We start from the raw sequence: 22,346 nt of genomic DNA, 5'->3' as shown, positions 1-22,346 counted from the left end.
GCAACGATTTAGACGGAGCCCGTTATGGCCTTCAGTAGTGGAAACAGCGGTGGCCCGATGGCCGACATCAACGTGACGCCCCTGGTGGACGTCATGCTGGTGCTGCTGATCATCTTCATCATTACGGCACCGCTGATGTCCCATAAGGTCAAGGTGGAGCTGCCAGAGGCCAACTTGATCCAGAAGAAAGATGCGGAGAAACGCGCCGCGCCGATCACTCTGGCCGTCAAGGAAGATGGGTCGCTGTACTGGAACGACGAGCCGATCTCCAAGGAAGCCCTGGAGTCGCGCCTGTCCACCGCTGCACAGCAGACCCCGCAGCCGCCGCTCAACCTGCGTGGCGACCGCACGACCAAGATGCGTACGATCAACGAGATCACCAAGATCGCGCAGGGTCAGGGCATGCTGGACGTCGGTTTCGTTGCAACCAAAGTGAAGGGGCAGTAAGCCATGGCATTTAGTACTGGTGGAAGCCGTGGGCCGATGGCCGATATCAACGTCACGCCCCTCGTGGACGTGATGCTGGTGCTGCTGATCATCTTCATCGTGACCGCGCCGATCATGACCTACCCGATCGCCGTGGATCTGCCGCAGCGGGTGCTCAACCCGCCACCGCAGACAACCGAACCGCCGCCGCCGATCGAGTTGCGTATCGACGCCAGCAACCAGGTGTTCTGGAACAACAGCCCGACGCCGGTCGACGTGTTGCAACAGAAGATGGAAGAAGTGGTGCAGGCCGATCCGACCAATCAGCCGGAACTGCGCATCGATGCAAATCCGGATGCGGAGTACGAGGTGATGGCCAAGGTGCTGGCCGCTGCGAAGAACTCGCAGATGAAGAAAATCGGCTTCATGCAGCAGTAAACGTATCTGCAAGACCGCAACACAACAGTCATGACGCGACTGCAACGCCACCGGAAACGGTGGCGTTTTTTTTATACGTTAGGTGGGTGATCGTGCCTGCAAACATGCCTGCAATCCAACGAGCGTGAGTGTGGTACGCCGAAGCAAAAAAAGCGGCCATTGCTGTGAAAGACTGTCGATCAATGCCACTGACGTGCTTTCAGACGGCATGCGGTAAAACGCGCGCATCTCGGCGTCCAACACCTGCCCATGCACTAGGCGCGTAATGATTGTGAACGCCGCCGTATCCTGCTGCGCATGCCGCGCACAAGGCGCGCCGATGCATCGACCGACACCATTGTGCCTGCGCGCAAGCCGCCAGTGGTCCGCAGGCGTCCATCGCCCACCTCTTCGACCCAAGCGCGTTAATGGCAGCACTTGTGTACGCCCCAACGCCCAGCACCGCATTGCCGTGCCGATGCCGTGCCGCCCGCGCACCCGCGTCGAGTTGCCGATGCAAATTGCAGGTGTATGCTCGGTCGTGCAGCACCCACGATCACAGAACCGGAGGCAGTCATGGCTTTCAGTACGACAGGGAATCGGGGACCGTTGGCGGACATCAATGTCACCCCGCTGGTGGATGTCATGTTGGTGTTGTTGATCATCTTTATCGTCACCGCACCGATGGTGACGCGGACAATCGCGGTGGATCTGCCGCAAGCCACCCACCAACCGCGCGTGCCCCTCGAGCCGCCTGCACCGATCGCAGTGCGGCTGGATGCCGACGGACAGTTGTTCTGGAACGCCAGCCCGGTGACGTTGCAGCAACTTCAGTCCAGGTTGATCGAGCAGATGCAGGCAACTGCAGGAAATCAACCGGAACTGCGCATCGCCGCCAGTGCGGACGCCGAGTATGCCGTGATGGCCAGCGTGCTGGCGGCTGCAAAGAACGCGCAAGTGCAGCGCATCGCCTTCGTGCAGTAGTGTTCCTGCAGGCGCGTACTGCGCTTGGCCACGTGCACTGCATGCAACATCGCGCGATGCGGTTGCCCAGGCGCCTATCGCGTCTTCGGACGCGATAGGCATGGGAGTTCATCAAGGGTGTTCCTCACCGGCAGCAATTGACCATCGCGACCCAAGTGCTCGTCGTGACGTTCCTGCGCAGCATCCACTTACGCGATGGTCGTTGTCGCCAACCCAGGCATCGATCACCGATGCCGACGTTACCGCATGAACTCAAGCGCTAACGTGACCGCTACGCAGAATGTCCACGTACGCGCGCACGCTTGCATCCAGTCCCTGATACAGGGCTTCGCTGATCAAGGCGTGGCCGATCGACACTTCCAGCACGCCCGGCACAGCGGCGAGAAAATCGCCCAGGTTGGCTTGCGACAAATCGTGCCCGGCATTGATGCCCAGGCCTGCGGCATTGGCACGCTGGGCGGCGTTGGCGAACAGCGCCAATGCGGTATCGGCCTGGCCGTTGGCGTGCGCGTGGGCATAGGGGCCGGTGTACAACTCGATACGGTCTGCACCGAGCGTGGCCGCGCGGGCGATGTCCGGGTTACCTGCATCGACGAACAGGCTGACCCGGCTGCCCAGCCGCTTGAACGCTGTGATCAGCTCGGCGAGCTGCGCGGTGTCCTGCGCAAAATCGAAGCCGTGGTCGGAGGTCAATTGCCCGTCGCCGTCGGGCACCAGGGTGATCTGCTGCGGGCGCGTGGCACGGCACAATTCCAGCAGGCCCGGATAGCCCGCGCGTGGCGGCGCGAAGGGGTTGCCTTCGATATTGAATTCCACCGCGTGCGTGCGCGTGAGCGCACCGAGTGCCAGCACGTCGTCGGCACGGATATGCCGCTGGTCCGGGCGCGGATGGACGGTGATGCCATGCGCGCCGGCGGCAATGCAGGCGCGTGCGGCCTGCGCCACGTCCGGGTCGGCACCGCCGCGCGAGTTGCGCAGGACTGCGATCTTGTTGACGTTGACGCTGAGCTGGGCGGTCATGCGGCGATCAGGCCTGCGGCTCGCTGTCGCGTGCGGCGGCCAGGGCGGCCGACTTGCGTGCTTCTGCCAGCTCGCGCAGGCGGCGCAGCTCGGCCGGGTCGATCATGCTGCTGGTATCGCGTTGGGTGTCACCCATGCGCGAGGCGAACCAACCGCGCGTCCACAACAGCAGCAGCAGCAACGCCACCAGCAGCGAGGCCACCAGCAACCACACGTGCGGCGTACTGAAGGCCAGCACCAGCGCACCCAGTGCCATAAGCAGAAACAGCCAGTGCATGACGAGCTCCCCGTTGAGTGGCGGCAGTGTAGCGCCGCGCCCGGCGCGGTTCCACGTGGGCACCGTGCCGTTGGTCAGAGCAGCGGCGACAGCAGCCGGGCAAAGGCTTCCGGCAGGCGCGAGCGCCATAACGGCCGGTGCCGCGCGAATTGCACTTCCTGCGCCTGCTGCAGATCGGTGCCGATCAGCCCGGCCATCTCTGCCGCCACTGCCTGGTCGCGGAACAGCATCGACAGCTCGAAATTCAGCCGGAAGCTGCGGCTGTCGAAATTGGCGCTGCCGACGATGCAGACATCGTCGTCGGCCAGCAGCGCCTTGGTGTGCAGCATGCGCGGGCCGTACTCGTAGATGCGGACACCGGCTTCCAGCAGCTCGTCAAAATACGAGCGTGCCGCGTAGGTGACCAAGCGCGAATCGCTGACACGCGGCACCAACAGGCGCACGTCCAGCCCCCCGAGCGCGGCCGAGGTCAGCGCCATGCGCGCTGCCTCGCCGGGCACGAAGTAAGGAGTGACCAGCCACACGCGGTGCTTGGCTTCATGGATGGCGGCGACCATCAGGCGGTGGATCGCTTCCCACGACGAATCCGGACCCGACACCAGCACCTGCGCATCGACCGTGCCTTGCGCGCGGGTGGGCACATCGTCGGGCCATAGCTGCTGGCCGTGGAAAGCTGCGCGGCCCTGGCCGGTGGCATAGAGCCAATCCTCCAGGAACACCAGCTGCAGACTGCGCACGACATGGCCTTGCAGGCGCACGTGCAGATCGCGATACGCCTGCTTGCGCACCTGCTCGTTCTCGTCGTCGGTGACGTTGATGCCGCCGGTGAAACCGATGCGGCCATCGATCACGATCACCTTGCGGTGGGTGCGCAGGTTCAACCACGGCCGCTTGAACGGCTTGAGCAATTGCGAGGGATGGAACCAGGCGGTTTCCACCCCGGCCTCGCGCAGCGTGCGCAAGGCGCGTCGGGTCATTGCCGAGGAGCCGATCGCATCCATCAGCAGCCGCACCTTGACCCCGGCACGGGCACGTTCCATCAGCGCAGCGCAGATCGCGGTGCCGCTTTGGTCGGGCTGGAAGATGTAGTACTCCAGATGGATATGGTCGCGTGCGCCCCGGATCGCTTCGATGATGGCGGCGTACGTGGCAGCGCCATCCACCAGCCAGTGCACTTCGGTGGCGCTGCTGGGCGCCAGCCCGGTGGTGGACTGGGCGATCTTGGCCAGCTCGGTGCAATCGGCATCCGGCGGGCAGACGCTGCTGTAGCTCTCCATGCCCGAGCGCGAGCGCCCGCGCCGCAGCCGCTGCCGTTTGACCTTTTGCGGGCCGAGCCAGTAATAGATCAGCAGCCCCAGGTACGGCAGTGCCGCCAGCGACAACACCCAGCTCAGCGTGGCCACCGGTTCGCGCTTCTGCAGCACGATCCAGCCGGCGATCCATAGCAGGTACAGCACATAGGCGGCGAGGAGGAGCGCTTCGAGGTGGGGAATGGTGGCCAGCCACTCCCACGCGCCCTGTGCAAGTGCGAGCATGCGCGGATTCTACGGGGCGCACGCGGTATTGGGATGCCCGTCCGCTGCCCGCGTCAGTGAGGTGGCGATTGCGGCGGCGGCACGCAAACGCTGCCGATACCGGCTTGCACGCCCCGCTGCCCTTTGAGCCGGTAAGACGTGCCCACTCTGCAGGCGTCGGTATCGTGCCCAGGCGCTCCAGCCTGGGCACGGCGCACGCCTTGTCTCGACGCGCCACAGGACGCTTCGCACTCACCTCAACGTACATAACACGCTCTAGGATGAGCGCCGGAATGCAGGCTGCCGCGCGAAGGCTGATGGGTGTCCAGGACAACTCGCCTGTTTGAACTGCTCGGCCTGCTGCGTGCGCACAGACGGCCGGTGTCGGCAGCTGCGCTGGCGTCCGAGTTGGGTGTATCGCAGCGAAGCCTCTACCGGGATATCGACACCTTGCGCGCGCTCGGTGCGCCGTTGGAGGGCCAAGCCGGCGTTGGCTATTACCTGAAGCCGGGATTTTTCCTGCCATCGCTGGCGTTTTCGCAGGAGGAACTGGATGCGGTCATGCTTGGCCTGGATTGGGTCAAACAACGGGCCGATCCTGCCTTGGCCAGATGTGGTGAAAGCGCCCTGGCGAAGATCCTGTCTGCCAGAAAGCACGGCGATGGCGCCGGCACGGACATCGCGCCGTCGGCGATTCTTACCGCCGCTTCCACATCCGAGTCGGTCGATCATCCGCAGACCGCCATGTTGCGCGACGCCATTCGGCGGCAATGCAAACTGGCGATCGACTATGTCGATGCGCACGACACGCCGTCCGAGCGCATCGTCTGGCCGATCGCCCTGGTGTATTTCGACGACGTGCGCGTCTTGGCAGCCTGGTGCGAGCGCCGCTGCGCGTTCCGGCATTTTCGTGTCGATCGGTTGCAGATACAGGCACTGCTGGAAACGCGTTACCCGCAGTCGCGCCAGGCGTTGGTGAAGCAATGGCGACAACAGGACCGCGACTGGCGTTCGTTACTGACAGTTTCTGACACGGCGCAACGCTAGCGTGTGTTGGCAGCTTCCCTTGCGCGGAAGCCAGACCAAGGAGACTGACATGGTTGCGTTTTCACCCGATGCGCTCGCTGCATTCCTGGACAACGAGGACACCTCGGCGATCGTCATGTTGAACCTGATTCGCTTCCAGCCCGATGGCGGACGGCAGCGCTATCACCAGTACCTGCGGCTGGCCGAGCCGATCCTGGCCCGGTTCGGCGCGCAGATTGTCTTCAGCGGCGACGGCCTGCCGGTACTGACCGCGGGCCAGGCACATCCGTGGGATGCGGTCACGCTGGTGCGGTATCCGGATCGATCCGCCTTCAAGCAGATGATTGCCGATGCGGCGTATCAGCAAGCCTTCGAGGTTGGACGTTCGGCCATTGCGCAGATCGTGCTGCAACCCTTCCACGGCATCACGCTGTAGCCATCTGCCGGACGTGCTGCAGCGCGTGGCCGGCGCTGGCGCCATGGTTAGATGCTGCTGCCGGGCGCGTTGCATGCGCGTCGGTGGTCGAGGCCGCTGTGGGTGGTGCAGACAGATCCGGCAGGATCAAAACAAGTCCAGCTGCGGCGTGTCCGGTCTGGGTGGACGGAACTGCGTGGTATCGAGCCTGGGCAATCGCCCGAATCCAAGGCGCCGATACGCGATGGAAAATCGCTGCGCGATCAGTTCTGCAAACGGGCCCTCGCCGACCATGCGCTTGCCGAAGCGGCTGTCGTAGTCCTTGCCGCCGCGCATCTGCTGGATCAGGCTCATGACATGCTTGGCACGATCGGGATAGTGCAGCTCGAGCCATTCGCGCCATAACTGGGTGAGTTCGTGCGGCAGGCGCAGCAACACGTAGCCTGCCGAACGTGCGCCGTGGGCTGCGGCCGCGTCCAGAATGCGCTCCAGTTCCTTGTCGTTGATCATCGGGATGACCGGAGCGACCAGCACGCCCACCGGTACGCCGGCAGCGTGTAGCGCCTGCATGGCGCGCAGTCGCGCATGCGGCGCGGCGGCACGCGGCTCCATCTTCGCCGCAAGCCGATTGTCGAGCGTGGTGACCGAGAAATACACCGACACCAGGTTGTGCTGCGCCATCTCGGCCAGCACATCGATGTCGCGTTCGATCAACGCCGCCTTGGTCACGAAGCTGACCGGGTGACGGGCCTGCGCAAGGACTTCCAGGCATTGCCGGGAGATGTGCAGGCGCCGCTCGGCGGGCTGGTAAGCATCGGTATTGATCCCCAACGCGATCGGCGAGCACTGGTAGGACGGGCGTGCGATCTCCGCGCGCAGCAGCGCGGCCGCATCCGGCTTGGCGAAGATCCGCGTTTCGAAATCCAGCCCTGGCGACAGATCCAGATACGCGTGCGAGGGTCTGGCAAAGCAGTACACGCAGCCGTGCTCACATCCCCGGTACGGGTTCACCGACTGCGAGAACCCGATGTCGGGCGAGTTGTTGCGGCTGATGATGCTGCGCGCGATTTCCTCCGCCACCACGGTCTTGGGGCGAAAGGCAGTCTCGCCATCGGCATCGAGCGCGCCCCAGCCATCGTCTATCTCGACGGCGGTGGTGACCGAGAAACGACCGGGCACGTAGGCGGTGGTGCCGCGCCCCTTGATGACCGTGCGCGAGCTGCGGACATCCCGCTCCGCTGCCGCGCTCGCGCTGGGTGAAGAGTTCTTCTGCATGCAGTTAGTATTCTTACTAACGGCGCACGGTGCAAGCAACGCGTACTGCAGTGGGAGGCGAGCACAAGCATTGCGACGCAACGCAAGGCGCACTCCAGGGGCCGAGTCCGGGGGGATCGGGAGTCGAGAATCAGGAATCAGCAAAGCAACAGCAGAAAGCGCCGCCGCTGCGATTCCCGATTCCCTATTCCCCGCCGTAAAGCGCCTGCGCCGATTGAAACAGGATCCAGCTGGTGGCAATGAACTTGTCGCCGCCGACCGGGCGGTTGCCGCGGTGGGTATGGGTGAAGGCGGTGGGAGCGATCAGCAGGCTGCCGGTGCGTGGGCGGGCCTTGCGTTGCTGGAACAGGAATTCGGTTTCGCCTTGCGCGAAGTCGTCGTTGAGATACAGCGTCCACAGCAGATGCCGGTGCAGCGTGTCGGCATTGGCATCGCGCGGATACAGCTCGCAATGCCAGTACGGGTAACCGCCCTGGTCGGCGGTATACCACTGCAGATTGATCGCGCCCGGGCGCAGGCAGGTGCGTGCCAGATCGCCCAGCGCCTGGTCGCTCATCTGCACGATGTCCTCGGCCTCCAGGCGATGCGGTGTGCCATCGGCCGTGGTGACCTGCAGCATCAGCGGTGAAATCAACGCCTGCGGATACTGCCGCAGATAGGTGAGCACGCCCTCGAACACGGCCTGTTGCAGGCGGTTTTCCACTTCGGCCCATTCGGCCATCCCACTGATGCGCAGGTCGCGGCTGTGCTTGAGGTCGGGAAAGACGCCGCCACCGATGCGGCCGGGATGCAGCTGCTGGCTCTGGCGCATGCGCTGCACGATGGCCACGCACTCTTCGTGCGCGATGGCGTTATCGGTGATCTGGATGAAGTCGGGTTGGCTCATGCGCCCGACCATAGCAATCTGGCGCGCCGGCTGCAGCGTTCGCCATGCATTGCGCAGGCTGGATCGGCACGCGATGTTGTTGGCATCCCAGTACGCGGCTAGGTGGCAACACCGTGCAGGGGGAAGCGCTGCGCTGAGGCGATGTGTCCTGCCTGCTTCCTTGTTGCTTGTGCTGTCTGCCCGTGTCGTGTGTGGAGCGTGCAAGGCAACAAAGAAAAACCCCGCCGAAGCGGGGTTTTTGCTCATTCAACGCGTGCTGCGGCGATCAGAACTTGTAGTTGATCGACGCGGCCAGCACGTCGCCCTTCACGTCGTAGCTGCCGGCAAGACGGTCGCCGGTGGCGCTGCGGGTGTCGCTGGTCGGGTCGCTGGTGAACAGGTGGGTGTAGCCGAAGTTGTACTCGGTCTGCGCCGACGGACGCCAGCTCATACCCAGCGAAACCCACTTGCGGCTCGCGTCCGGCACGCGCACGTCGCGGTGTTCGGCCGTGGTCGGGGTCTGGTCGTACGCCAGGCCGCCGCGCAGGGTCACCGTATCGCTCAGACGGTAGTCGGCACCGATCGAGGCGAAGGTGGTGTCGCGGTAGGAGAAGTCCAGCACGCTGTCGGGCTGGTTGGAGGCGAAGTCCACGGTCACCTGGTCGAACTTGCTCCAGGCGGTGCGGGTGACGTCGGCCATGATCGACCACTGCTCGTTCACGTTATGCGTGAAGCTGGCGGTGGCGCTGGCCGGCAGCTTGACGGTGGCGCGGCCCTTGGTATCGACGAAGGTACCCGGTGCGGCCACGCTCAGCACGGCGGCAGCACTGCCCGGCACGGTGAAGTCGGCGGTGCCGTCGGTGATCTTGTGTTCCACCTGCGAGCGGTAGCTGAAGCCAATGTGGGTGTTCTCATCGATGCTGAACAAGCCGCCCAGGGTGAAGCCCACTTCGGTGCTGTCGCCCTTGATGCGCGAGTAGCCATCGGCGCTGCCCGGCGCGAAGCCCGGCACGCGGCGCGCAGCCAGCACGCTGCCGAAATCCACCGCGTTGGCCAGGTCGATATCCAGACGCTCGGCGAACACCGAGGCACCGAAGGACACGTACGGGTTCACGTCATAGGAGAACGCGACGTTGAAGTCGATCGCCTGCAGCTCGGTCTTGGTGCCGTGGTAGCGGCCGACCCAGTCGCGGTCGTATTCGGTCTTGAAGCCGAACGGCACGGTCAGCGAGGTGCCCAGGTGCATGTTGTCGTTCTCGCCGAACGGCACGTGGAAGTACATCGCCGGGACCGGCGCGATCATGCCGGCGTCGCCGCCGTTGCCGCCGGAGACCGGAGCGCCGTTGGCGTAGGCCGCGGTGTCGGGCTGGAACTTGGCCGAGAAGCTGATGGCGCTGACGTCGGCCTGGAACAGGCGACCGTCCAGCTGGCGCATGCCTGCCGGGTTGTTGGCGATGATGGAGGCATCATCCGGGGCGCTGCCCGAACCTGCGAATGCGCGGCCGAGGCCCTTGGCGCTGTTTTCCTTCAGCCGGAACGCGGCGCCGTGCGCCTGACCAACGGCCAGCACGCCAGCGATACCGACGGCCAACAGGGTGGCGCGGCTGAGAGTGGAAGCGGTAGACATAAGTTGTAGCTCTCCGGATAAGGACTGCAATGGTCGGTTCAGCGCCCGCGTCCAGCACCAATCCAGTGCCCGGAGCGCGCCGGAGACCCTCCCCCGACATACGACGCCGTACGCAGTATACCCATGACGATTAACCGAACAATAACAAGGCGTGCGCTGAACGTGGCGTCAGGTCAGGGTTGGGTTCAGCAGCGTGGACCGGCTATTGTCCCCGTCCGATGTTCGTCTCTCTTCCTTCCCGCAAGAAACCCACCCCGCGCTGGGCGGTGCCGTTGCTGTTCGCCACGGTGTGGCTGGCGTATCTGTGGTCGATCAGCCGGCCGGGCGAGGCGCGCAATACGTTGTGGCTGGACTGGGGCGCCCTGTCCAGCGGCGTCTCCAATCTGGGCGACTGGTGGGCCACCCTGCGCGACGGCAGCGTGCTGCGCCTGTTCACGGCCCTGTTCCTGCACGCCGACTGGTCACATCTGCTCGGCAACCTGGTGTTCCTGCTGATCTTTGGGCTGCCGGCCGAACGCATCCTGGGCCCGTGGCGGTTGTTGCTGCTGTTTCTGGTTGGCGGCGCGGGCTCCAACCTGGCGGCGATCTTTGCCATCGGCACGCCGGACCGGGTGATCATCGGTGCCTCGGGTGCGGTGTCGGCGTTGATCGGCACGTACCTGGCGCTGTTTCCGGGCGCCAAGCTGGGCGTGGTCCTGCCGCTGGGCGTGTTTCTGGAATTCATCCGGGTGCCGGCGCCGCTGTTGATCGGTGCCTGGGCACTGCTACAGGTGGTGTTCGCCTACATCGGCCCGGCGTTCGGCATGGTGGCGTGGTCGGCACATATCGCCGGCTTCGTGTTCGGCATCGTGTACGGCCTGTATGTGCGCGCGGCGATCGCGCGGCGGCTGCGCAAGCGCCACGGCTTCTGAGGCGTGCAGCACACCGGCTGTACCCGCAGGCCGCAACCCGTGCGTGGCCCAGGTACCGGCACGATGCCGCGCATGTCGCTGTCCAGGCGCGCGCCTATAATCGTGGGCATGTCCAAGCCTCTGTACAAAGTCACCTTCCTCAACCACGGCAAGGTGTACGAGCTCTACGCGCGTGAGGTCACCGGCAGCCATCTGTGGGGCTTCAACCAGATCGGCGAGCTGGTGTTCGACGTGCACGACGGGCTGGTGGTGGACCCCACCGAAGAACGCCTGCGCGAGGAATTCGGCAATACCAGAACCTTGCACCTGCCGATGCAGAGCATCGTGCGGATCGAAGAAGTCCAGAAAAAGGGCCAGTCGGTGATTCGCGACGCCACCACCGGCGACAAGGTGGTCACCCCGTTCCCCTCGCCGATCAAGCCACGCTGATGCGCGTTGTGGTGCCCGACGACTATCAGGGCGCCGTCGCTCGGCTGCCCTGCCTGCAGCAACTGCAGGGCCACCAGGTGCAGGTGCTGGGCGCGTTGGACGAGGCGCTCGACGCGCGCGCCGCATGCCTGGCCGACGCCGACGCGTTGGTGTTGATCCGCGAACGCACGCGGGTGGATGCGGCGCTGCTGCAACGGCTGCCACGGCTGAAACTGATCAGTCAGACCGGGCGCGTGGGTGCGCATGTGGATGTGGCGGCGTGCACCGCGTTGGGTGTGGCGGTGGCCGAAGGCGTCGGCTCGCCGGTGGCGCCGGCCGAGCTGACCTGGGCGCTGATCCTGTCGGCCAGCCGTCGGCTGGCCGACTACCAGCATGCATTGCAACAGGGACGCTGGCAGGCGCTTGGCGATCCCGGCTTGGGCCGCGTGTTGCATGGGCGCACGTTGGGGATCTGGAGTTACGGGCGAATCGGCCAACGCGTGGCCGGCTTCGGGCGCGCCTTCGGCATGCAGGTGTTGGTGTGGGGCGGCGAGGCGTCCTGTGCGCAGGCAGCGCGCGATGGGTTCGCGGTTGCGGGCAGCCGCGAGGAACTGTTCGAACGCAGCGACGTGCTGTCGCTGCATCGGCGCCTGACTGCGCAGACGCGGCATGACATCACCGCACAGGATCTGGCGCGCATGCGCGACGATGCGTTGCTGGTCAACACCAGCCGCGCCGAGTTGATTGCGCCTGGCGCCTTGCTTGCTGCGTTGGACGCGGGCCGGCCGGCGCAGGCCGCGCTGGATGTGTTCGAGCACGAGCCGGTGCTGGACCCGCGCGATCCGCTGCTGCGGCATGTGCGCGTGCTGGCGACTCCGCATCTGGGATACGTGGAGCGCGACAGCTACGCGCTGTATTTCGATGCGGCGTTCGACAACGTGCTGGCGTTCGCGGCGGGCACACCGCGCAACCTGGTCAATCCCGAGGTGTTGGCAACAACGCAGCGGGTGTGATTCCCCGCTGGGCTAGCGCGGTCTTGAAGCAGCCAGCAAGCCGCGCGCTGCTGCCTGGTGAGCGGGCCCGATGTCCGGTGTGGCATGTACCACTCCTCCAGCGATTCCTGTGTGCCGACCGGACCTACGTCACGACGACGCGCGCAGGTCTGTCGCCCACACTTAGTTGACCGGCTCGGCAGGCTTGTCCGCCGGCGGCGTCGGCTGCACCGGTTCGGCTGGCGCTGCGGGTGCAGTGGCCGGCTTGGCCTTGCCTGCAGGTTCGGCCGATCTGGGCTTGTCCGTGGTCGCCGGGCGCGCTGCGGCGGGCTTGGGCTCGGCACCGGTCTTGGCTGCCTTCGCCTTCTGCGCGGCCTGCGCCTTGGCGGCGGCGCCGGGTTGCTTGAGTTCGGCCAAGGCTTCGGTGATCGGGCCGTCGCCCGGCAGCACGTCGCCGGCGCTGTAGCCCTCCTCGCCTTCGTCGTCGCCGCGCAGGTGGCCCGGCAAGGTGGCTTCGCTGTAGTCGGTCAGGCTGGCCGGCGCATCGGCATCGCCCGGCTGCGGTTCGGGGGCGAGCAGCACGTCCGGCACGATGCCGCTGGCCTGGATCGACTTGCCGCTGGGCGTGTAGTAGCGCGCGGTGGTGAGCTTAACCGAGTCGCCGTTGTCCAGCGGCAGCACGGTCTGCACCGAGCCCTTGCCGAAGGTGCGGCTGCCGATGATGCGTGCGCGCTTGTTGTCGCGCAGCGCGCCAGCCAGCACTTCCGAGGCACTGGCCGAGCCGGCGTCCACCAGCACCACCACCGGTGCGCCATTGAGCAGATCGCCCGGAGTGGCGTCGAACTTGGCATCGCTGATGGAGATGCGCCCGCGCGTGCTGACGATATTGCCCTTGTCCAGCAGATCGTCGGCCACCTGCACCGCCGAGGTCAGCAGACCGCCGGGGTTGCTGCGCAGGTCCAGCACCAGGCCGCGCAACTTGCCGCCGGCCTGCAGCTGCTTGAGGTTCTTCTGGAAGTCGGCGCCGGTGTCGGCCTGGAAGGTGCTGATGCGGATGTAGCCGTAGCCCGGCTCCAGCAGCTTGCTGCGCACGCTGGCCACGCGGATGGTTTCGCGCTGCAGGGTCACATCGAACGGCTTGGGCGTCTTGTCGCGCATGATGGTCAACACGACCTTGCTGCCGGATTCGCCACGCAGCGGCTCCATCGCCTTGCTGGCATCGATCGGCTTGCCGTCGATGGCCACGATCACATCGCCGGCGCGGATGCCGGCGCGCGCGGCCGGGGTGTCGTCGATCGGCGCGATCACCTTCAGGGTGTTGTCCTGCTGCTGCAGCAGTTCCACGCCGATACCGTCGTAGGCGCCGGTGGCCTGCTCGTCGAAGGCTTCGGCATCTTCCTTGTCGAAATAGGTGCTGTGCGGGTCCAGGTCCGAGAGCAGGCCGCGCACGGCCGCGTGCATCAGCTTCTTGTCTTCGACCGGATCGACGTAGGCCTGCTTGACCGCGTTGTACACCGCCACGAAACGGCGGATCTCATCCAGCGGCACCTTGGACACAGCGGCTTCATTGGCTTCCGGATCGTCCGCGCTGGCCTGGGCGGCGGCGGGGCCGGCCTTCTGCGCCCAACCAGGCGACGCGAACAGGGCCAGCGACAGGGCAACGGACAGGACGGCTACGCGCATGAAGCACTCCGACAAAGAGATAAGGCGCCCCGCAGCGCGGAGCTGACCGGATTATGCGCGAAGCAGCGGTAAATCCGCGTTGAATCGCGGGTGGTGCGCGGCGCTCAGCGGCGTTGCAGCCAGCTCGATGGATCCACTGGCTGCCCGTTGCGACGCAATTCGAAGTACAGCGCCGGCACGCCCTGCCCGCCCGAACTGCCGACCTTGGCCACCGCGTCGCCACGTTTGATCGATGCGCCGGCATCGCGCAGCAAGGTGTCGTTATGCGCGTACAGGCTCATGTAGCCGTTGCCGTGGTCCACGATCAGGATCATGCCGTAGCCGGTCATCCAGTCGGAAAACACCACCGTGCCATCGGCCACTGCAGTCACGGTGGTGCCCTTGGGCGCGCCGATCAGCACGCCCTTGCTGGTGTGGCCATCGGGCAAGGTGGCATTGAAGCGCGCCAGCAGATTGCCCGCCACCGGCCAGCTGAGCCCACCGACCTTGGGGGCCGGTGCGTTGGCGATCACCTTGGGCGGCGTCTTGCCGGGGCGATCGGAACGCTCGGTTTTGCTGCGCTTGGCCTGCGCGGCGGCTTCGGCGGCGGCGCGTCTGGCGGCAGCGCGCCGTTCGGCTTCGGCCTTGGCGGCAGCCGCGCGCAGATTGGCGAGCAGTTGTTCCAGCGCCTTGGCGTCCTGGCCGATTGCCTTTTCGCGCTCGGCGCGCTGTTTGTAGCGATCGTCCAGCTGCGCGACGGTGGCCGCCTGTTGCGAGCGATCCTTCTGCAACGTGGCCGCCTGCGCCTTTTGCTGCGCACGCGCGGCATCCAGCGCCTGGCGCCGGGTGGCGATGTCCTGTTCCACTGTCGCCAGGGCATCCAGTTGCGTGGTCAGGGCATGGATGCGCTGCGCGCGCGCGTTTTGCACATAGCGGTGATCGGCCAGCATGCGCGTGGCATCGCCCACCGTGTCCTGCGATAGCAGCACCTTCAACGGTGCATTGCGACCCACCTGATCGGCCGCGCGCAATAACGCCGCCAGCTGCGTGCGCTGGCTTTGCAGGCCCCGCTGCAACTGCGCACGTTCCTGCTGCAGGCTGGAAAGATGTTGTTCCTGCGCGCGCATCGCCGCTTCGGTCTCGCTCAATGCACGTGCAGTCTTGGCCACTTTCTCGTCGGCCTGGCGCAACTGTTGCGCGGCGGTGCCGCGCTTGCCTTCCAGCTCGCGTCGATCGGCGCTGATGGTCTTGAGTTCATCGCGCAGCTGCTGCAGTTTGCGCTCGGTCTCGCGCTGGCTCTGCGCGCTTGCGCCCATGCTGCCCAGCAAGGTGCAGGCCAGTACGCCCACCGCCAGCCATATCCGTCCACGGCCGGTGGCAGGAGCGAGCGGCAGGCGCGACAGCGGTGCAGGCGAAGGGGGCAACGAAAGATCCAGTGACTTCAGGCAGGTGCGCGATTGTAGCCAAGCATGATGTGATCGCCGCCACGCCCCAGACAACCGCCGCCGCGCGAGGTTCAGCATGAAGCCCCAAATTCTTCTCCTGGCACTGTCCCTGGTCTGCACGAGCGCCTGGGCCGACGAGGACGTCAGCAAGGTCAACGGCAAGATCAGCGCAGATGCCGGCAAGACCTATGGCGCTCTGGAAACGGTCGACGGCTCCATCGAGATCGGTGCCGGTGCGCAAACCAAGAACGTGGAAACCGTCAACGGCGGCATCCGCATCGGCGACAACGCGCGTACCGGGGGCGTGGAAACGGTCAACGGCTCGATCACGCTGGGCCAGAAGGTGATCGTGTCCGGCGGACTGGAAACGGTCAATGGCAGCATCCTCGCCGAGCGCGGCAGCCAGATCAGTGGCGGAGTGGAAACGGTCAACGGGAGCATCGGGCTGGTGGGGACCGAGCTCGGCAAGGGCATCGAGACGGTCAATGGCGACATCACGGTCGGGGTGGGCTCGCATGTGCGCGGCGGCATCGAAGTGAGCAAGCCGAGCTTCGGTTTTTCGTTCCAGCCCTCGCGCAAGCCGCGTGTGGTGATCGGCCCGGATGCGGTGGTCGATGGGCCGTTGCACTTCGAGCGCGAGGTCAACCTGTACGTGCACCGCAGCGCCAAGATCGGCGCGGTGAGCGGCGCCACCGCGCGCAGCTTCGACAGCGACGTCGCACCGAAGGACTGACCGACGCAACACGCACCTGCCGCTGCGTGCGCCGGATCCAGGGCACCTGCTCCAGGCGCCCTGCCCGGCCCGCCATGCGGCTGCAGCACACGCAGCTACGCGCTCACCTCACCATGCGGCGCAGGCTCTAAGATCGGGATTCCGCCGCACGAGGAGTTCCGATGCCCCGCAAGATCCTGTTGTGCCTGGCCACGACGCTGGCCCTGGCCGGCTGCAAACGCGAACCCGCCGATGCGCCCAGCGCGCCTGCCGCGCAGACGCCGACCGAGAGCGCGCCCAGCGCGCCGGTCAGCCGCCACACCTTCTCCCCGGACATGACCGCCGGCGACTTCGCCGAACTGGTCAAGACACTGGCGTCGGACGACTTCGAAGGCCGCGGCCCGGGGACGCCCGGCGAAGAAAAGACCGTGACCTACATTCGCGACCAGATGCAGCGCATCGGGCTGCAGCCCGGCAATGGCGACAGCTGGTTCCAGGAGGTGCCGATGGTGGAAACCACCGCCGATGCATCCACCGCCCCCAGCCTGCGCAGCGGCGAGCAGACCCGCACCCTCGCCTTCGGCACCGACATCGTGGTCGGCACCCGCACCGGGCAAGTCGAGGTCAAGCTGGACAACAGCGAGCTGGTGTTCGTCGGCTACGGCGTGGATGCGCCCGAGCAGCAGTGGAACGACTACGCCGGCCAGGAATGGAAGGGCAAGACGGTGGTGATGTTCGTCAACGACCCGGGCTTCCATACCGACGATGCCAAGTTGTTCGACGGCAAGCGCATGACCTACTACGGGCGCTGGACCTACAAGTTCGAAGAAGCCGCACGCAAGGGCGCGGCTGCGGCGTTGATCGTGCACGACACACCCGGTGCCAGCTATGGCTGGGACGTGGTGAAAAATTCCTGGTCCGGCCCGCAATACGACTTGCCGGCCAAGGACGACCCCGACCCGCGCCTGCCGGTGCAGGGCTGGATCAGCGCCGAGACCGCCAGGCAATTGTTCGCCAATGCCGGTCTGGACCTGGCGCAGGCCTACAAGGATGCCAGCAAGCGCGGCTTCAAGCCGGTGCCGTTGAAGGCCAGCTGGTCGGTCGACCTCAAGAGCACGATCGCGGCGAAGACTTCGCGCAATGTGGTCGGCGTGCTGCCGGGCACCAGCCACGCCGACGAGGCGGTGCTGTACATGGCGCATTGGGACCACCTGGGCAAGCATCCGGGCGAAAGCGGCGACAACATCTACAACGGCGCGGTGGACAACGCCACCGGCGTGGCCGGCATCCTGGAAATCGCCGACGCATTCGCCCATCAAGACCCCAAGCCGGCGCGCTCGGTGGTGTTCCTGGCGGTGACGCTGGAAGAATCCGGCCTGCTGGGTTCCAAATACTACGTGGCCAACCCGAGCTTCCCGCTGGACAAGATCGCGGCGGTGATCAACCTGGATGCGATGTCGGTGGCCGGGCGCGCCCGCGATGTCACCGTGGTGGGCATGGGCAGCTCGGAGCTGGAGGACATCCTCAAGCCGATCGCGGCAATGCAGGGGCGCACCCTGCACGCAGAAGCCACCCCGCAAAACGGCTCGTATTTCCGTTCGGATCACTTCAACTTCGCCAAGGCCGGCGTGCCGGCATTGTATGCCGATGGCGGCGAAGACCTGCGCGAGGGCGGTACTGCCGCCGGACGTGCCGCGGCCGAGGACTACGGACGCCACCGCTACCACGCGCCCGGCGACGAATACGACGCCGCCACATGGAAGCTCGATGGCACCATCGAAGATCTGCAGGTGGTCTATGGCGTGGGCAAGGAAGTGGCCGCTGACGAGCGTTGGCCCAACTGGTACCCCGGCAATCCGTTCAAGGCCGCGCGCGATCGCATGATGGCCGGCAGGCCTGGCACAAGTGCGGCGGCCGCGCAGCCGGCCGACGCTGCCAGCACGGCCACGCAGACGAACACGGCCAAGCCCCGACGCTGAGGCTTGCCGATCCATCGCTGCCACACGGTGTCGCAGCGACGCACCAGTGCTCTGGTTCGCGCCGCCATCGGTGAGAATCTTCTGTTACGCAAAAGGTCTCCCATCGGAGGCCTTCGCGTTGCTGCGTCGTGTGAGGCACCTGGCCAATCGCCAGGCAACATCACTGAGCTACGATCTTGCGCGATCGGTTGCTTGCTGCACTGACGCTCCATGTCGGCCCAGGGAGCGGCAGCGTGACCATGCTGCGAGCGTCCTCTGCATGCTCGATCTGCCCTAGCCGCCTGGCAGGCGAACATGACGTGCGCCAACTCAATCGTTATCCACGCTCACCACGTGACCGTCTTCCGGATCCACGTGCAGTTCGACCTTCTGCCCGTTGCGCTTGGCATCGGCCTTCCACAGGCCATCGGTGAACTTGAGGTCGTGCACATCGGCATAGCCGCCGGTAGACAGGGATGCGCGAACGTCGGCTTCGCTGAGCTTGGAGGTGGTCTGGTCGCCGTAGACGCGGCCAGTCACCGGATCGATGTGCACGTCCACGTCCTTGCCGTCGCCGCTACGCGCGTCTGCCGTCCAGACGCCGTGCTCGAACTTGACGTCGTGCACCTTGGTGTAGCCCTTTGCGGTGAGCATGCTGGTGACCTCACCGGAGGTGAGCGCCTTGGCCGGCTTGTCGGCCGCCTGTGCCAACGTACCCTGCAACAGCAAGGCAAGGGCGCCGATCAGTGCGGTCTTCATCAATCGCTGTGTCATGGGAATGCTCCTGCAGTGAAGTGCGCTCATGCTGGAGGGCGGCCTATCGCCATCAGGTGAAAAGGCCCGAGCGGCCGCGACGAAAGTTCAGTTAGCTGAAATGCGCAGCTGCCAATTCACCTGCGCTGCACGCGTTGTTTACATCCAAACGGCTGTTGCGGCCGAGCACGCATGGATGTAGCCATCCAAGATGGAAATCGCAGCAGTCCGCGTGTGCATCCCATCGTGCCAAGGCTGTGTGCCCGGGCGCGCTGCGTGCATAAAACAAAGCCGCCTTACGGCGGCTTGTTTGGCATCAGCGTGTCGTGCGTGCAACGGATACGCTTGTTGCCGAGGTCGATGCAGCGGAAGTGCGCGCTGCTGCAGCAGCGACCGGTGCACGCGTGGCCAGTGCGGCCTGCGGCGACAGGATCGCCATCTGCGGCTTGTCGGTGCCGTCCTTGTTGGGGTGCACGCTGTACGCGTAGCTGAGGTTCCACCACGAACCGGCCGCCCACCAGGTCCAACCCAGCCACACATCTGCATTGGTTTCCATATGGGACAACATGCCTTGCAGCGCCTGGTTGCACACCGCATTGTTGGCGGTGCCGAATTCGGCCAGAAAGCCGCGCTTGCGGTTGGTGCGCAGCCACTGCGTGAAGTTGCGCAGGCGCTCGGCGCCAATGGTGCTGCTGACACACGTGCTGCTGGTGCCGCTGGAATCGGCATCCAGATACTGATGCACTTCGAAGGCGTAGCGATCGAGCGGGTCGTAGATGGACGTCAGCGCGGTGGCGTTGGAGTAGCCATCGTTGGTGGTGGAATACCAACTGTGCGCGCCGGTCCACAATGCGCCGGGCACCAGAATCAGGTTATTGGCACCGGTCCTGCGGATGGCATCGATGGCGGCCTGCGCTGCGCCGGCCCATTCGCTGGCCGAAATATTGTTGGGCTCATTCATCAGCCCGAACATCACCGCGTTGTCGCTGTTGAACACCAGTGCGAGACGACGCCATAGATCGGTGAACGTTGCCACCGGTACTTCCGGGCTGCCGATCTTGTAGCCGTAATACTTGGCGTAGTTATGGATATCGATGACCAGATACATGCCGGCTGCCTTGGCGCGTGCCACGGCCTGTTGCAGCAACGCGAGTTGGGCCGGATCCAGTTCGCCGCCCGCGGTGGGCTGCAGCCGTTCCCACAGGATCGGCAGGCGGATGGTATTCATGCCGACACCGGCGAAATAGGTGTAATCGCTGGCCGCGGCGTACATATAGTCATTGTTGAGGACTCCGGGCTTTTTGGAAGATGCGTATTCGGCACCGGACAGATTGACGCCGGCATAGGTGAGCGCGCGCGTCTGCGCGTGGGCCAACGGCAGGCTGCCAAACACGATGAAAAGCAGCGTGGAGCGCAGTAGCGTGCGCAACGAAAAACAGACAGCGGACATGACACAACTCCTCAGACGGGGGGAGATGCAGCCAAGTGCGTGCGCGTTGCGCGCGATGCGCTGCATCCGTCTGAATCAATGCATCAGCCGTGCCCAAATGCTGCGTGTCGTCGATCCAGCGCCGATATGCGAACTGCATCGCAGTCACACTCTGCAAGGCGCGTTGTCGAGATTTATAGGCCGCACAAAAGCGCGTGATATCACCCGATATTTGCGTCAGTGCGGCATGCGCTCTTCCACGCTGTCGATTTTGCGTCGTATGGAAGCGCCTGCCGTCAGTTGCATGGCGTCATGTCCATGACGTTATGCCGCATTGAAACTGCCACCTAGACTGCAGGCATAGGCTGCCTCAATCCCTTCCGAGAAAAGACGGGCAGAGCGGCCAATCGCGGTAAGGCTCAGCCCGGTAGAACGCGCGTGCTCGCTACCGTCTAGAAACGTGATCTGCGTGGCGACGATGCCTGCTGCGCCCGCGCGCGTCTGCCGTTGCGAACAGCAGCCAAAGCACCGGCGTGCAAGCGTCAGGCGGGCGCGGCGGGCGTTGGCGTGGACCACCTGCGTTGTGCTTTGCGCGCCATTCGCGCCTGCCTGACGACAACTCGCTACGTGCGTCGGTCGCGTTTAATCGGTAATCCGGCGCGCACGCGCGCTCAATATCGACATCTGCGGCTTGTCGCGCCCATGCGCATCCGGTTGCACGTTGAACGGATACGCCGCGCTCAACCACGCGCCTGCCGCCCACCAGGACCAGCCGATCCACACATCGCTGTTGGATTCCATGTAGCCCAGCATGCCGTTGAGCGCGAGATTGCAGGTGACCGTATTGCCGGTGCCGAATTCGCCGAGAAAGCCGCGCTTTTTGTTCAAACGCAGCCATTCGGTGAAGCTGCGCAGCCGTTCGACCCCGACCGTGGCGCTGACGCAACCGCCGCTGGTGCCGCTGGTGCCGCTGGAATCGGCATCCAGATATTGATGCGCTTCGATGGCATACCGATTGAGCGGGTCGCGAATGGATGCCATCGCCACTGCATTGGATTGCCCGGCCACCGTGGAGTACCAGCTATGCGCGCCTGTCCATAACGCACCCGGCACCAGAATCAGATTGTTCGCGCCGGTCTTGCGAATGGTGTCGATCGACGCCTGTGCGGCCGTTGCCCACGCCTGCGGATCGATGTCGTAAGGCTCATTCATCAGTCCGAAGATCACGGCGTTGTCGTTCTTGAAGGCGATTGCCAGCCGTCGCCATAGATCGTTGAAGGTGCTGATCGGCACTTTCGTGCTGCCGATGGTGTGGCCGTAATACTTGGCGTAGTTGTGCACATCCACGATCACGTACATTTTTGCCGCCTTGGCGTTGGCGACTGCCTGCCGGATCAACGCCAGCTGGGCCGGATCCAGCTCGCCACCTGTCTTTGGCTGCAGCCGTTCCCACAGGATCGGCAAGCGCACGGTGTTCATGTGCTTGCCGGCGAAGTAGGCATATTCATCGGCCGCCGGATACCGATAGTCGATGTTGAGCACGCCGGGCTTTTGCGAGGATTTGATCTCGGCGCCGGAAAGATTGACGCCTGCATACTTCAGGCCGGTGGCGCTTTGCGCCTGCGCCAGGGGCATGGTGGCCAGCAATAGGAAAGACAGCGCGCGGCAACGCAGCCGGCGCGTATGCGTGGTGAGGGATTTCATGGGGGAACTCCTGAGACTTCTGCGTGCGAAAGAGCTGTGCAAGGACGACGTGCCGAGACGGGCATGAGCTCGTTCGATGTACGACAGCAACGCGTCCATCACCAGACTAGGCGTATGCGCCCGCACAAACTACGGTTGAGAGGGATCAATCGGCCAAGCTGTGCAGTGACACACAGTTCTTGTGTTAGAGCGCGCACGCATGGCCCGAACGCACCGCACCGTTTGCGCATGCTTCAAACCAGTGGCACACCATGACCTGCGCGATGGCGTGCTGCGCATCGCAGGCGAATGCAGCTGCGTTGCGTGCAAAGCCTCTGCGCTGAAGCGCTTATCTGTTCATCGCGATGGACTGCCTGATTGTCAATGCTGTCGTCGGGCAGTGCCAACCACCGCGGCAGACAGAGCGCAGGTGGCGTGCGCAATCGCGGTGGCGCGATACGGGATGAGATCGCTTGCGCGTCGTCCACGCACTTGGTGCGAGCGCGTTACCTCAGCGCGTCGTCGCGACGGCTGCTGTGCACTGCAG

The 22,346-nt window shown here is 65.0% G+C and carries 21 protein-coding genes and 1 pseudogene; 10 read left to right on the top strand and 12 right to left on the bottom strand.

The features are described from left to right. The first annotated feature begins 24 nt into the window (after positions 1 to 24). The 3 genes from J7367_RS03555 (at position 25) to J7367_RS03545 (ending at position 1,827) form a co-directional block, all read left to right on the top strand. Positions 25 to 447 (top strand): biopolymer transporter ExbD, encoded by a 423-nt coding sequence (locus J7367_RS03555; protein ID WP_057661765.1) that lies wholly within the window; start codon positions 25 to 27, stop codon positions 445 to 447. Between the two features lie 3 nt (positions 448 to 450). Beyond that, positions 451 to 864 carry a biopolymer transporter ExbD gene (locus tag J7367_RS03550; RefSeq protein WP_005912449.1) on the top strand — a complete coding sequence of 138 codons (414 nt, stop codon included), beginning with the start codon at positions 451 to 453 and terminating at the stop codon, positions 862 to 864. Between the two features lie 555 nt (positions 865 to 1,419). Then, positions 1,420 to 1,827, top strand: a complete 408-nt coding sequence (locus tag J7367_RS03545) for a biopolymer transporter ExbD (protein ID WP_057661799.1) — start codon at positions 1,420 to 1,422, stop codon at positions 1,825 to 1,827. A 252-nt stretch (positions 1,828 to 2,079) separates the two neighbouring features. Here J7367_RS03545 and J7367_RS03540 read toward each other — a convergent pair whose 3' ends face one another. The 3 genes from J7367_RS03540 to cls form a co-directional block, all read right to left on the bottom strand. Further along, complete coding sequence (locus J7367_RS03540) at positions 2,080 to 2,847, bottom strand: pyridoxine 5'-phosphate synthase (RefSeq protein ID WP_057661763.1); 768 nt, start codon at positions 2,845 to 2,847, stop codon at positions 2,080 to 2,082. Between the two features lie 7 nt (positions 2,848 to 2,854). Further along, entirely contained in the window at positions 2,855 to 3,124 is a 270-nt protein-coding gene (locus tag J7367_RS03535) for a hypothetical protein (RefSeq protein ID WP_005912451.1), read from the bottom strand. Positions 3,125 to 3,198: 74 nt separating this feature from the next. Then, positions 3,199 to 4,659, bottom strand: a complete 1,461-nt coding sequence (cls, locus tag J7367_RS03530) for a cardiolipin synthase (RefSeq protein ID WP_057661761.1) — start codon at positions 4,657 to 4,659, stop codon at positions 3,199 to 3,201. 300 nt (positions 4,660 to 4,959) lie between these two features. On the opposite strand from cls, the gene J7367_RS03525 reads away from it, so the two are divergent. Beyond that, positions 4,960 to 5,685, top strand: coding sequence for a YafY family protein (locus J7367_RS03525; RefSeq protein ID WP_057661759.1), 726 nt, complete (start codon positions 4,960 to 4,962; stop codon positions 5,683 to 5,685). A gap of 49 nt (positions 5,686 to 5,734) precedes the next feature. Next, positions 5,735 to 6,100 (top strand): DUF1330 domain-containing protein, encoded by a 366-nt coding sequence (locus J7367_RS03520; RefSeq protein WP_017155966.1) that lies wholly within the window; start codon positions 5,735 to 5,737, stop codon positions 6,098 to 6,100. A gap of 126 nt (positions 6,101 to 6,226) precedes the next feature. On the opposite strand, the gene J7367_RS03515 is transcribed toward J7367_RS03520, so the two are convergent. The 3 genes from J7367_RS03515 to J7367_RS03505 all read right to left on the bottom strand — a co-directional run bounded on the left by J7367_RS03515 (position 6,227) and on the right by J7367_RS03505 (position 9,846). After that, positions 6,227 to 7,354 carry a PA0069 family radical SAM protein gene (locus J7367_RS03515; protein WP_057661757.1) on the bottom strand — a complete coding sequence of 376 codons (1,128 nt, stop codon included), beginning with the start codon at positions 7,352 to 7,354 and terminating at the stop codon, positions 6,227 to 6,229. A gap of 184 nt (positions 7,355 to 7,538) precedes the next feature. Next, the gene (locus J7367_RS03510; RefSeq protein ID WP_057661755.1) at positions 7,539 to 8,240 is read right to left on the bottom strand and encodes a 2OG-Fe(II) oxygenase; all 702 of its coding nucleotides are present in this window, start codon (positions 8,238 to 8,240) and stop codon (positions 7,539 to 7,541) included. A gap of 265 nt (positions 8,241 to 8,505) precedes the next feature. Beyond that, complete coding sequence (locus J7367_RS03505; protein ID WP_057661753.1) at positions 8,506 to 9,846, bottom strand: outer membrane protein transport protein; 1,341 nt, start codon at positions 9,844 to 9,846, stop codon at positions 8,506 to 8,508. A gap of 218 nt (positions 9,847 to 10,064) precedes the next feature. On the opposite strand from J7367_RS03505, the gene J7367_RS03500 reads away from it, so the two are divergent. From J7367_RS03500 to J7367_RS03490, 3 genes are all read left to right on the top strand, one after another. Continuing rightward, a complete protein-coding gene (locus J7367_RS03500; RefSeq protein WP_057661751.1) occupies positions 10,065 to 10,757 on the top strand; it encodes a rhomboid family intramembrane serine protease in 693 nt (230 codons plus the stop codon). Positions 10,758 to 10,865: 108 nt separating this feature from the next. Continuing rightward, on the top strand, positions 10,866 to 11,186 hold the full coding sequence (locus J7367_RS03495) for a DUF1820 family protein (protein ID WP_057661749.1): 321 nt from the start codon (positions 10,866 to 10,868) through the stop codon (positions 11,184 to 11,186). Next, positions 11,186 to 12,178: a D-2-hydroxyacid dehydrogenase family protein gene (locus J7367_RS03490; RefSeq protein ID WP_007968183.1), complete on the top strand. Its 993-nt coding sequence runs from the start codon at positions 11,186 to 11,188 to the stop codon at positions 12,176 to 12,178. The genes J7367_RS03495 and J7367_RS03490 overlap by 1 nt, the downstream gene beginning before the upstream one ends. Before the next feature lie 162 nt (positions 12,179 to 12,340). On the opposite strand, the gene J7367_RS03485 is transcribed toward J7367_RS03490, so the two are convergent. Both J7367_RS03485 and J7367_RS03480 read right to left on the bottom strand, forming a co-directional pair. Next, a complete protein-coding gene (locus tag J7367_RS03485; protein WP_057661747.1) occupies positions 12,341 to 13,840 on the bottom strand; it encodes a S41 family peptidase in 1,500 nt (499 codons plus the stop codon). Between the two features lie 104 nt (positions 13,841 to 13,944). Beyond that, complete coding sequence (locus tag J7367_RS03480) at positions 13,945 to 15,243, bottom strand: peptidoglycan DD-metalloendopeptidase family protein (RefSeq protein ID WP_022557789.1); 1,299 nt, start codon at positions 15,241 to 15,243, stop codon at positions 13,945 to 13,947. Between the two features lie 97 nt (positions 15,244 to 15,340). On the opposite strand from J7367_RS03480, the gene J7367_RS03475 reads away from it, so the two are divergent. Together J7367_RS03475 and J7367_RS03470 are read left to right on the top strand one after the other, a co-directional pair. Then, the gene (locus tag J7367_RS03475; RefSeq protein WP_057661744.1) at positions 15,341 to 15,997 is read left to right on the top strand and encodes a hypothetical protein; all 657 of its coding nucleotides are present in this window, start codon (positions 15,341 to 15,343) and stop codon (positions 15,995 to 15,997) included. Between the two features lie 161 nt (positions 15,998 to 16,158). After that, a complete protein-coding gene (locus J7367_RS03470; RefSeq protein ID WP_057661743.1) occupies positions 16,159 to 17,955 on the top strand; it encodes a M28 family metallopeptidase in 1,797 nt (598 codons plus the stop codon). Positions 17,956 to 18,264: 309 nt separating this feature from the next. On the opposite strand, the gene J7367_RS03465 is transcribed toward J7367_RS03470, so the two are convergent. The 4 genes and pseudogenes from J7367_RS03465 to J7367_RS03450 form a co-directional block, all read right to left on the bottom strand. Continuing rightward, a complete protein-coding gene (locus J7367_RS03465) occupies positions 18,265 to 18,708 on the bottom strand; it encodes a PepSY domain-containing protein (protein WP_057661741.1) in 444 nt (147 codons plus the stop codon). Between the two features lie 295 nt (positions 18,709 to 19,003). Continuing rightward, on the bottom strand, positions 19,004 to 20,137 hold the full coding sequence (locus J7367_RS03460; protein WP_057661739.1) for a glycoside hydrolase family 5 protein: 1,134 nt from the start codon (positions 20,135 to 20,137) through the stop codon (positions 19,004 to 19,006). Between the two features lie 621 nt (positions 20,138 to 20,758). Continuing rightward, complete coding sequence (locus tag J7367_RS03455; protein ID WP_057661737.1) at positions 20,759 to 21,820, bottom strand: glycoside hydrolase family 5 protein; 1,062 nt, start codon at positions 21,818 to 21,820, stop codon at positions 20,759 to 20,761. Between the two features lie 129 nt (positions 21,821 to 21,949). Then, a pseudogene (locus J7367_RS03450) lies at positions 21,950 to 22,153 on the bottom strand (hypothetical protein); the annotation flags it as partial. Between the last annotated feature and the right edge of the window lie 193 nt (positions 22,154 to 22,346).

Source organism: Xanthomonas sp. D-36-1, assembly GCF_017746155.1.
In the GTDB taxonomy this organism is placed as follows: domain Bacteria; phylum Pseudomonadota; class Gammaproteobacteria; order Xanthomonadales; family Xanthomonadaceae; genus Xanthomonas; species Xanthomonas cissicola.
The sequence above is the reverse complement of the archived record's forward strand: the minus strand, read 5'-3'. Positions and strand labels throughout refer to the sequence as shown.

Bases quoted from the DNA above. Each gene is read 5' to 3' on its own strand.
- J7367_RS03540 (WP_057661763.1), bottom strand. From the start codon at position 2,847: ATGACCGCCCAGCTCAGCGTCAACGTCAACAAGATCGCAGTCCTGCGC.
- J7367_RS03515 (WP_057661757.1), bottom strand. From the start codon at position 7,354: ATGCAGAAGAACTCTTCACCCAGCGCGAGCGCGGCAGCGGAGCGGGAT.
- J7367_RS03550 (WP_005912449.1), top strand. From the start codon at position 451: ATGGCATTTAGTACTGGTGGAAGCCGTGGGCCGATGGCCGATATCAAC.
- J7367_RS03460 (WP_057661739.1), bottom strand. From the start codon at position 20,137: ATGTCCGCTGTCTGTTTTTCGTTGCGCACGCTACTGCGCTCCACGCTG.
- J7367_RS03510 (WP_057661755.1), bottom strand. From the start codon at position 8,240: ATGAGCCAACCCGACTTCATCCAGATCACCGATAACGCCATCGCGCAC.
- J7367_RS03475 (WP_057661744.1), top strand. From the start codon at position 15,341: ATGAAGCCCCAAATTCTTCTCCTGGCACTGTCCCTGGTCTGCACGAGC.
- J7367_RS03485 (WP_057661747.1), bottom strand. From the start codon at position 13,840: ATGCGCGTAGCCGTCCTGTCCGTTGCCCTGTCGCTGGCCCTGTTCGCG.
- J7367_RS03520 (WP_017155966.1), top strand. From the start codon at position 5,735: ATGGTTGCGTTTTCACCCGATGCGCTCGCTGCATTCCTGGACAACGAG.
- J7367_RS03455 (WP_057661737.1), bottom strand. From the start codon at position 21,820: ATGAAATCCCTCACCACGCATACGCGCCGGCTGCGTTGCCGCGCGCTG.
- J7367_RS03465 (WP_057661741.1), bottom strand. From the start codon at position 18,708: ATGACACAGCGATTGATGAAGACCGCACTGATCGGCGCCCTTGCCTTG.
- J7367_RS03470 (WP_057661743.1), top strand. From the start codon at position 16,159: ATGCCCCGCAAGATCCTGTTGTGCCTGGCCACGACGCTGGCCCTGGCC.
- J7367_RS03500 (WP_057661751.1), top strand. From the start codon at position 10,065: ATGTTCGTCTCTCTTCCTTCCCGCAAGAAACCCACCCCGCGCTGGGCG.
- J7367_RS03555 (WP_057661765.1), top strand. From the start codon at position 25: ATGGCCTTCAGTAGTGGAAACAGCGGTGGCCCGATGGCCGACATCAAC.
- J7367_RS03545 (WP_057661799.1), top strand. From the start codon at position 1,420: ATGGCTTTCAGTACGACAGGGAATCGGGGACCGTTGGCGGACATCAAT.
- cls (WP_057661761.1), bottom strand. From the start codon at position 4,659: ATGCTCGCACTTGCACAGGGCGCGTGGGAGTGGCTGGCCACCATTCCC.
- J7367_RS03490 (WP_007968183.1), top strand. From the start codon at position 11,186: ATGCGCGTTGTGGTGCCCGACGACTATCAGGGCGCCGTCGCTCGGCTG.
- J7367_RS03505 (WP_057661753.1), bottom strand. From the start codon at position 9,846: ATGTCTACCGCTTCCACTCTCAGCCGCGCCACCCTGTTGGCCGTCGGT.
- J7367_RS03535 (WP_005912451.1), bottom strand. From the start codon at position 3,124: ATGCACTGGCTGTTTCTGCTTATGGCACTGGGTGCGCTGGTGCTGGCC.
- J7367_RS03495 (WP_057661749.1), top strand. From the start codon at position 10,866: ATGTCCAAGCCTCTGTACAAAGTCACCTTCCTCAACCACGGCAAGGTG.